A 1,524-nucleotide genomic window follows, 5' to 3' on the forward strand; every position below is an offset into this window, starting at 1 on the left:
TAGTGTCAAATATTTTGTGTAACCTGCATATTAAGATTGTAATATAATTAATAACTATTTATTGAATTTCACCTTGCCTTTTAGATGAATTATCATAACGACCAGTGAACTTGTACTTCCTCTCAACAAGATAATCCATCTAAAAGGCAAGGCCAGCAACCGAAGGGCGCTAGTTAAGCCTCACATGATACTTGAGGATTTTTCTGTTTCTCTTCTTAAGTTGAATTCATTAACCGGCCTTTTGAGATCTATCAGCAGTTGAAGTTCAAATGCAACCTTCCCAAAGCCTTTATGAATACGATTTGCGAACTTGGCATTATATTCTATGACATAACAATAGACTGTCTTTTCTAGGGACGCCTCATGTGGAAATTGTTCTTTAATTTTCGTTCGCTTCTTCAATTGCTTATTAAAGGCCTCGGATAGATTGTTTGTATAAAGTGATGGCCATATCTCTTTGGGAAAATGCATGAACGAGAAAAGGTTCTTTTTTCGTCTTAATTGTTCTACCAATTTTGGATAAGTCCCTTTCCAAGTCTGAATAAATTCATTAAGTAAGCGCGTGGCTTCTACGATACTACCAGCTTTAGGGACTTTTTTTAGCCCTTCTAATACTTCTTGACGATCTTTCACCCGTACTTTCATGGCGAAATGTCTCAGCAGATGAGTCCAACAGGTTTGATGAAGGGCCATTGGAAACTCATTGGTTAACGCTTCCGCTAAGCCTGTTAATTCGTCTGACACAAAGAGAAACACATTTTCGAGCCCTCTTTGTTTTAGGTCTTGTAGCATTTCACGATAGTGCAAGGAGGACTCTGTCGGATAGACTTGAAAATCGAGTATTTCTTTATAGCCTTGAGCATCAATTCCAATAATGGTATGGACAGCTTCTTTAGACACACTCCCACGTCTTACAGGGATAAAGGTGGCATCGCAATATAGACAAACATAGTCTTGCTTAATAGGGCGTTGTCGGTAAGCAGCTAACTCTTCTTCAAATGTTTTAGAAAGATGAGAGATAGTCGTTGGCGAATAGTGGTGACCATACATTTTTTCAATGAGGTCTGAGATATCGCGTGTTGTCACACCTTTTTGATACATTAAAATGATCATCTCTTCTAAGTGATTAGGGGCTTGTTGAAGACATTGAATCGTTTTAATATCAAACAGACCTAATCGATCTCTTGGTATTTTGAGCTGTAGCTTACCGTATTCTGTCGTTAATGTTCTGGAATAATAACCATTTCTTGAATTGCCGGTATTGTAGCCTTTCACTTCCCATTTCTCATAATTAAGAAAAACCGTTCTTTCGCTTTCAAGGAGTAGGTTAATAGCTTCTTCTAAAGCTTGACGAAATATTTCATGAACCGATTCACCTTGTGCTAGTGCTGTGATTAATTTTGTGTTAAAATCTTTCATGAGGGACCTCCTGTTTGTGATTGTTTTGTTGTTATTACAATCTTACAAAAAAGAGGTCTCTTTTTCCAGGGAGACTCCGAGGTTACACAAGATATTTTACGCTAT

The 1,524-nt window shown here is 37.5% G+C and carries 1 protein-coding gene; it reads right to left on the reverse strand.

Annotation, left to right across the window (positions count from 1 at the left end; all coding sequences use genetic code 11):
* Positions 1-180: 180 nt before the first annotated feature.
* Positions 181-1,419 (reverse strand): IS256 family transposase, encoded by a 1,239-nt coding sequence (locus tag GSA01S_RS10115; RefSeq protein WP_066127251.1) that lies wholly within the window; start codon positions 1,417-1,419, stop codon positions 181-183.
* Positions 1,420-1,524 lie beyond the last annotated feature (105 nt).

Origin of the sequence: Globicatella sanguinis NBRC 15551 (assembly GCF_001552295.1) — a bacterium.
GTDB classification, from domain to species: Bacteria; Bacillota; Bacilli; order Lactobacillales; family Aerococcaceae; genus Globicatella; species Globicatella sanguinis.